Raw genomic sequence first — 7,923 nt, forward strand, 5'->3', positions numbered from 1 at the left:
CGCCGAGCTGCCCCCCATGCGCACGGGATCCCCCGCCCCCACCATGCCGAACAGGCCGCACAACCGTTCCTGCTCGGACCGCGCCCGCTCCCAGTCGCCCGCGCGGCACAGGCGGTCCAGGCGGACGTAGCCGTGCGGGTCGACGTTCGCCAGGCCGGGGACCGCGCCGTCCGCGCCCATCGCCAGGGCCGAGTCGACCAGCAGCTCGCTTCCTGTGAGGACGCTGAAGCCGGTGATGCCGGGGTGTTCCCGCGCTCCCGTCACCACCGACCTGAACGCCGCCAGGTCGCCGCTCGAATCCTTCAGGCCCGCCAGGACGCCGTCCGCCGCCAGTTCCAGGATCAGGCCCGCGGGCAGTTTGCTGTGGACCGAGGCCGGGAGGTCGTACGCCACCACCGGGACCGGGCTGCCCGATGCCACCAGGCGGTAGTGGCGGGCGATCTCCGAAGGGTGCGTGCGGGTGTAGAAGGGGGCCGTGACCACCACCGCGTCCGCGCCCGCCGTCGAGACCGACCGTACGTGGTCCAGTACCCGGGGGGTCGTCATGTCGATCGCGCCCGCCAGGACCGGCAGCCGGCCCGCGACATGGCCCACCACCGTCTCCACCACCAGCCTGCGCTGATCATCCGTCAGATACGCCGCCTCCGACGACGATCCGAGCACGAACAGGCCGTCCACACCCGCGTCCATCAGGTGGTCGACCAGCCTGACGAGTGAGCGTACGTCCACCCCGCGGTCCGGTGTCAGCGGCGTGCAGACGGGAGGGACGACACCGGTCAGCGGGGTGGGGAAGGTCATCAGGGCTCCCTGGGGTCTTTCGGGGTGTGCGGCGGCGCTACGGGGGTTTCCTGCGGGTCGGAGGGTGTGTCGGGCACGGCGGTGACCGCCTGGGTCACCAGGTCACGCGTCGTCCGGCCCTCCTCCACAGGGTGATGGCAACGGAAACGGTGTCCCGGGATTGACGCGGCCGTGAACTCCGGCATCGCCACCGCGCAGGTCTCCGTCGCCTTCCAGCAGCGGGTACGGAACGGGCAGCCGGACGGGGGACGCGTCGCCGAGGGGACCGGGCCGACGAGGGGAATCGGGTCGATCGGGTCCAGCAGGCCCGGCGTCGCCGAGAACAGCGCCCTGGTGTACGGGTGACGGGCCGCGTCCGTCACCCCGTTCGCCGGGGACTCCTCCACGATCCGGCCCAGGTACATCGTGATCACCCGGTCGCTCATCCGGCGTACCGTCTGGATGTCGTGCGAGACGAAGACCAGGGCCAGGCCCAGCCGCTCCTTCAGGTCCAGGAGAAGGTTCAGGATCTGGGCGCGGACCGACACATCCAGCGCGCTGGTCGGCTCGTCCGCCACCACCAGGTCGGGGTCCAGCGCCAACGCCCGTGCGATCGCCACCCGTTGGCGTTGGCCGCCCGACAACTGGCCGGGGAGGCCGTCCGCCAGGGCGCGGGGCAGGCCCACCAGGCCCATCAACTCCCTTACCCTCTCCTCCCGTTCCTTGTTCGTGCCCCGCCTGTGTACGTCCAAGGGGTCGCGGAGGATCTGGCGTACCGTCAGGCGGCGGTTCAGCGCTGTCGACGGGTCCTGGAAGATCATTCCGGTGCCTGTTCCGATGGCCGAGCGTCGGCTCGCCGGCTTCATCGTCCACAAGTCCTCGCCCCGGAACGAGACTCGGCCCGACGTCGGCGGCTGTACGCCCACCAGTACCTTCGCCAGCGTCGACTTCCCGCAGCCCGACTCGCCCACCACGCCCACCGTTTCGCCGGGGGCCACCGTGAAGTCGGCGCCTGTCAGGGCGTACACGCGGTCGCGGGTGACCAGGCCGCCGCTGCGGGCCTTGTGGACCACGTGCGTGTCCGACAGTTCCACCAGAGGGGGCGGCACGGGCGTGACAGGGGTACTGGTGCTCACTTCGCCGTCTCGCTTCCCGTTGGCTCCGGTGTCGTCGTCAAGTCGATCGCCGGGTGGTGGCAGGCCGCCAAGTGGGCCCGGGTGCCGAGGAGATCGGGGGGCGTCGTGCGGCACACCTCCGTCGCCATCGGGCAGCGGTCCGCGAAGCGGCAGCCCTTGGGGAAGTCGGCGGGGGAGGGGACCGTGCCCTTGATCTGGGTCATGCGGACCGCCGCCGACTCCAGCGACAGCACGCTGCCCAGCAGGCCCCGCGTGTAGTGGTGGGTCGGAGCCCCGACAAGATCCGCCGTCACGCCCCTCTCGACGATCTGACCGCCGTACATCACCACCACCCGGTCCGTCACTTCCGCCACCAGGGCCAGGTCGTGCGAGACCAGGATCAGGGCGAAGTCCAGTTCCTCGCGCAGGCGGAGCAGCAACTCGATGATCTGCGCCTGGACCGTCACGTCCAACGCTGTCGTCGGCTCGTCCGCGACGATGAGTTTCGGGTCCCTCGACAGGGCCATCGCGATCAGGACCCGTTGGCGCTGGCCGCCCGACAGCTCGTGCGGGTAGCTGCGCAGGGTGCGGTCGGGGTCCAGGCCCACCAGGCCCAGCAGTTCTTCCGGGGTTCGGTGGCCTCCCCGGCGTACGACCTGCTTGAGCTGGGAGCGGATCGTCATCGCCGGGTTCAGGGACGACAGGGCGTCCTGGTAGATCATCGCCATCTCGTGGCCCAGCAGCTTACGGCGCACGCGCGTAGATTCGGCCAGCAAGTCCCGTTGGTTGAAACGGACTTGGCCGGTCACCCGGGCGCCCTTCGGCTCCAGGCCCATCACCGTCAGCGCCGTCAGCGACTTGCCGCAGCCCGACTCGCCGACCAGGCCCAGGACTTCGCCCGGGTGGACCTCGAAGCTGATGCCGTCGACGATGTCCACGCCCGCGTGACGGGCCGCGAAGCCGATGGTGAGGTTCTCCACCGCCAGTACCGGCTGGCCGGTCGGAATGGGGCGGGACCTCGCTCGCAGGCGGTGTGCCGCCTCCGTCAGGCCCGGTAGCTCCAGGACCTCGCCCGTGCCGGGTTCCGGGGCCTCCAGGCGGTCCTCCTCCTCCCGTACCTGCACGTCGCGGGCCGCCGGCGCCGCCCAGGCGTCGGACACGCCCTCGGAGAGGACGTTCAGCGACAGCACCGTGATCAGCATCAGCAGGCCGGGGAAGACCGTCGCCCACCAGCCGCCCGTCAGGACCATGTTCTTGCCGTCCGCGATGACGCTTCCCCAGGACGGGTCCGGCGGCCGTACGCCCGCGCCGATGAACGACAGCGACGCCTCGAACACGATCGCCTCCGCCACCTGCACCGTGCAGAACACCAGCACGGGCGCCGCGCAGTTGATCGCGACGTGGCGAAGGACGATGTGGTGCGTTCGGGCGCCGATCACCCGTTCCGCCGTCACATAGTCCTCGCCGTACTGGTCCAGCACGTTCGCCCGCACCACCCGCGCCACCGGCGGGGTGAACAGGAACGCGATCGCGCAGATCAGGACCGTGATCCCGCCGCCGAACACCGCGACGAGCACGGCGGCCAGGGCGATGCCCGGGAACGCCATCACCACGTCCAGGCAGCGCATCAGCGTCTCGTCGACCGCCTTGCGGGACGTCGCCGCGATCGCGCCGATCAACGCCCCCACCGTCAGGGCCAGCGCGGTCGCGCCCAGGCCGATGGCGAGGGACCAGCGGGCGCCGTACATCAGCCGGCTCATGATGTCGCGGCCCAGGCTGTCCTGGCCCATCCAGTGCTCGGCGGAGGGTGCCCCCGTGCCGCCGACGAGGGTCTGCTGGTCCAGGGGGTCGTCGGGGGAGACGAGCGGGGCGAAGACGGCCACGAACACCACCAGCGCCAGGAAGCACACCGCGATCCGGGAGAGGACCGGGAGGCGGCGCCACCCGCGCAGGCGGATGCCCGGGCGGGAGAGCAGGGCGGCCAGGCGCCCCCGTTCGAACATCATGAACATCCGGCCGCACCCTTCGTTCGCGTGCTGAGCGTGAACAGCGTGTACAGCGTGAACCGCGTGAACATCAGGTCGCGTCCCTCAGACGGGGGTTGACCAGGAGATAGAGGATGTCGATGACCAGGTTCACGACCACGAAGCCGGTCGCCGTCGTCAGGACCACTCCCTGGACGACCGCCGGATCGCCGTTCTTCACGGCGTCGATCATCAGCTTGCCCATCCCGGGGAGCGAGAAGATCGTCTCGATGACGACCGCGCCGCCGAGCAGATAGCCGACCCGCAGGCCCAGCACCGTGAGCGGGTTGATGAGCGCGTTGCGCAGCACGTTGCGGCCCACCACCACGCGCGGGGGCAGACCGCTGCCGATCGCCGTACGGACGTAGTCCTTGTCCAGCTCCTCGACCACCGCCGTACGGACGATGCGCGTGAGCTGCGCCGCGACCGGGAGGGACAGCGCGAAGGCCGGGAGCGTCATCGTCTTCAGCCAGCCGGTGAAGGAGTCGGCCGGGTTGATGTAGCCGCCGGTCGGGAACCAGCCCAGGTCGACGGCCAGGTACTGGATCATCAGCAGCGCCAGCCAGAAGCCGGGCGCCGCCACACCCGTGAGCGACACGACGCGGATGACCTGGTCGGGGAGACGGTCCCGGTAGATGGCCGCCGTGACACCGCCCAGCAGCGACAGGACCACCGCGATTCCCAGGCCCAGGAAGGTGAGTTGGAGGGTGAGGGGGAGGGCCGTCATGACCTGGTCGAGCACCGGCGCGCGGGTGAGCGCGCTGGTGCCCATGTCGCCGTGGAGCAGGTCGCCGATGAAGTGGAAGTAGCGGATGAAGAACGGATCGAGCAGGCCGTTCTGTTCGCGGAAGTCGTGCAGTTGCTGCGGGGTCGGGTTGGCGCCCTGGAAGAACGCGGAGGCCGGGTCGACGTCCGAGAACCGCATGACGAGGAACACGAACAGCACGATGCCGAGCATCAGCGGGACGAGCAGGACGATCCTTCGGGCCAGGATCCTGGCGATGGCGACCACGTGCGAACTCCCGTGCGGCTAGCGGTATTTGGCGGTAGCCCGAACAGGCCTTGGACCTACTTGCCCCAGGCCCACTTGCCCTAGACCCACTTGGCCTGGAGGAGGTTGATGCCCGGGTAGGGCTGTGCCCTTATGCCGGTGAGCTTCTTCGGGTTCCAGGCCGTCATCAGCTCGTTGTGGACGACCGGATAGAGCACGGCCTCCTCGGCGACGATGTCGATGTAGTCCTGGATCATCGTCTTCTTCTTCTCGGCGTCCGGCTCCTGTGTCGCCCGGTCCATGTCCTTGAAGAGCTGCTTGGCCACCGCGCTGTCGGCCCAACGGGCGTACCCCATCCAGAGGTTCTGCGGGCCGTAGTTGTAGTGCATGATCAGGTCCGCGTCGAGGCCGAACTGGTTGGGGTTCGAGGCCGCCGACACGACCTGGTAGTCCTGCTTCTGGTCCATCTTCGTGAACACCGCAGTGGTTTCCTGCGGGTTGAGAGTCGTCTTGACGCCGATCGCGTCCCAGGACTCCTTGATGGTGGGCAGGCAGTCGACGATCCAACTGACGTTCACCGACAGGATCTCGACCGCCAGCCCGCTGACCCCGGCCGCCTTCAGAAGCGCCTTCGCCTTCTCCGGGTCGTAGCCGTAGACCGTCTTCGCCGGGCGGTAGCAGGGGTTGGCCTCGTTCAGGAAGGACGAGGACGGCTTGCCGTGGCCCCTGAGGGCCACCTCCACCATCTTCTCGGTGTCGATGGCGTAGTGCAGCGCCTGGCGGACCCGGACGTCGTCGAACGGCTTGTGCTTGGTGTTGAACATCAGGAACAGGTTGTTCATCCCCGCCCCGCCCTCGACGTCCATCCCCCCGCTCTTGAGCTGCTGGATGTTGGCGTACGGGATGTTGTCGGCGATCTGCGCGCCGGCACTGGACCCCGAGATCTTGGCGACGCGGGGCGCGGCATCCACTATCGTCATCCAGTTCATCTTCTTGAACGCCGCTTTGCGCGGCCCGTTGTAGGCGGCGAAAGCCTCGAAGGTCGTGTTCGACTTCGGGTGGTGCGCGGTCTGGCGGTACGGTCCCGAGCCGATCGCCTTTCCCTTGATCGCGTCGTCCCAGCCGCCCGGCTGGGAGAACACGTGCTTCGGCATGATCTTCGCCAGGGTGAGCCGGGAAACCCCTTCGGGGAAGGGGAACTTCAGCACCAGCTCGACATTCTGCGCGTCGACCTTTTTCACTTCTTTCAGCCAACTGGCGAAAAACCCCTTGGCGAGTGTCTGTGTGTTCGGATCGAGGATTCGATCGAATACGAAGACCACGTCGTCGGCGGTGACCGGCTTTCCGTCGTGGAAGGTGGCCCCGGCCCGCAGCGTGAACTTCCACGAGGTGCTGCTGAGATCGCCCGGGACGGCTGTGGCGAGCGCCGCGTACGGCTCGCGGGAGATCGGATCCGTGTCGAGCAGACCCTCGTAGATGTGGTTGTTGGCGGCCATCGAGAAGGCGGAGGCCGTCTGTGTGGGGTCCCAGCTCCCGTCGTTGCCGTAGCCGATCACGGCCGTGAGCGTGCTGTTCGCGCCCCCGGTGCCGCCCCCGGTGTCGTTGGTGGACTCCGGGCCCGACGAACAGGCCGACAGCGAGGAGGAGATCGCGGCGGCGGCACCCAGCGCGCCGGTGTACTTCAGGAACGACCGGCGGTGCGGGTCGGCCGATACGGCGGCGGTTACGTCGCGGGTCACGTCGCGGGTCACGTCGCGCACGATTCCTCCAGCGGTGTGGGGTCCGAAAAGGTGAGGAGATACGACGTCCTACGTCATAGGGGGCAGCGCGACCATAAGAGGGGCGGTGGGGCCGGTCAAGAGATCGCACACGAATGGCGTATCTGCCAAAGGTGCGACCAATGACGATATGAAATTCGACCCGCGCGCGGAGCCGACAGCAAGTCGAGAGCAAGTCGCGGGTGATTCGGGAGTGCGTGCCGAGTGCCCGATGAGTGCCTGATGAGTGCCTGATGAGTGCTTGGTGAGTGCTCGGTGAGTGATTCGCGAGTAGGGCAAGGGTGCGTGGGTGTGCCGAATTCGTGGCGGTCGGATTCTGATATGCCTGGAGGTGGGACGTTGGATGTCCGGCGAGCGTACGATGCGCCGCATGTCTCAGGAGTCCGGGAAGCGACGCCGGCCCGAGCGGCGGGTGAGCGGCCAGGTCCAGCGCGAGGTCATGCAGTTGATCCTCGACCGCAAACTCCGGGCGGGCGCACCGCTGCCCACCGAGGTCGAGCTGATGGCGACCCTCGGGGTCAGCCGCAACTCCGTCCGTGAGGCCCTCAAGGCGCTCCAGGCCCTCGACATCGTGGAGATCAGGCACGGCTACGGGACGTACGTCGGGGAGGCGTCGTTGACGCCCCTGGTCGACGGACTGACGTTCCGTACGCTCGCCCGGCATGACGGGGACGGCGCCGCGCTCGCCGAGATACTCCAGGTCAGGGAGGTACTGGAGGACGGCCTCATCCGGCGGGTCGCGGCCGTGCTGACCGACGCGGAGCTGGACCGGCTGGATTCGGTTGTCACCCGGATGGAGGAGGCGGGCCGCGAGGGCAGGCGATTCCCCGAACTCGACCGTGAGTTCCACGAGGCGCTGTACGGCCCCCTCGGCAACGCCCTCGTGCCGCAGTTGCTCGGCGCCTTCTGGACGGTGTTCCGCCGCGTGTCGGGCGCCCGCGGCTGGCAGGACGACCCGGCGCCGGAGCTGACGGCCCGCAGGCACCGGGACATCGTGACGGCGTTGCGCGCCCACGACGTGGAGAGCGCGCAGCGCGCGCTGGCGGTCCACTTCCGCGGAATCGAGGCGCGGGCGGCGCAGGAGTCGCGGGGGGTGGGCTGAGTGGATGAATTCGGGTGCGGGTACGGCCGTACGGGGGGCACGGGGGTACGTGACCGGGGGCGCCGACCCCTGTACGGCGCCCCCCGTCACGTCCCCGCGACCTCCCCGTCTCGGCCCGGCCGACCGGCCGGTCGGC

General features: G+C 69.1%; 6 protein-coding genes. 1 reads left to right on the forward strand and 5 read right to left on the reverse strand.

The annotated features are described in order from the left end of the window. The 5 genes from AOK08_RS39960 to AOK08_RS39980 form a co-directional block, all read right to left on the reverse strand. On the reverse strand, positions 1-798 hold a 798-nt coding region (locus AOK08_RS39960), incomplete at its 3' end, for a dihydrodipicolinate synthase family protein (protein ID WP_055535227.1). Then, positions 798-1,913: an oligopeptide/dipeptide ABC transporter ATP-binding protein gene (locus AOK08_RS39965; protein ID WP_241827301.1), complete on the reverse strand. Its 1,116-nt coding sequence runs from the start codon at positions 1,911-1,913 to the stop codon at positions 798-800. The genes AOK08_RS39965 and AOK08_RS39960, both read right to left, overlap by 1 nt. Beyond that, positions 1,910-3,895 carry a dipeptide/oligopeptide/nickel ABC transporter permease/ATP-binding protein gene (locus AOK08_RS39970; RefSeq protein WP_422125817.1) on the reverse strand — a complete coding sequence of 662 codons (1,986 nt, stop codon included), beginning with the start codon at positions 3,893-3,895 and terminating at the stop codon, positions 1,910-1,912. The genes AOK08_RS39965 and AOK08_RS39970 overlap by 4 nt, the downstream gene beginning before the upstream one ends. Before the next feature lie 73 nt (positions 3,896-3,968). Continuing rightward, positions 3,969-4,928, reverse strand: coding sequence for an ABC transporter permease (locus AOK08_RS39975; RefSeq protein ID WP_055535223.1), 960 nt, complete (start codon positions 4,926-4,928; stop codon positions 3,969-3,971). 80 nt (positions 4,929-5,008) lie between these two features. Beyond that, on the reverse strand, positions 5,009-6,646 hold the full coding sequence (locus tag AOK08_RS39980) for an ABC transporter substrate-binding protein (RefSeq protein ID WP_198539544.1): 1,638 nt from the start codon (positions 6,644-6,646) through the stop codon (positions 5,009-5,011). Positions 6,647-7,055: 409 nt separating this feature from the next. On the opposite strand from AOK08_RS39980, the gene AOK08_RS39985 reads away from it, so the two are divergent. Continuing rightward, positions 7,056-7,787 carry a FadR/GntR family transcriptional regulator gene (locus tag AOK08_RS39985; RefSeq protein WP_198539542.1) on the forward strand — a complete coding sequence of 244 codons (732 nt, stop codon included), beginning with the start codon at positions 7,056-7,058 and terminating at the stop codon, positions 7,785-7,787. Positions 7,788-7,923: the final 136 nt, after the last annotated feature.

Origin of the sequence: Streptomyces graminilatus, from assembly GCF_001418565.1 — a bacterium.
Classification (GTDB): Bacteria; Actinomycetota; Actinomycetes; order Streptomycetales; family Streptomycetaceae; genus Streptomyces; species Streptomyces graminilatus.

Coding starts and splice junctions, on each gene's coding strand:
- AOK08_RS39970 (WP_422125817.1), bottom strand. CDS start 3,895: ATGTTCGAACGGGGGCGCCTGGCCGCCCTGCTCTCCCGCCCGGGCATC.
- AOK08_RS39985 (WP_198539542.1), top strand. CDS start 7,056: ATGTCTCAGGAGTCCGGGAAGCGACGCCGGCCCGAGCGGCGGGTGAGC.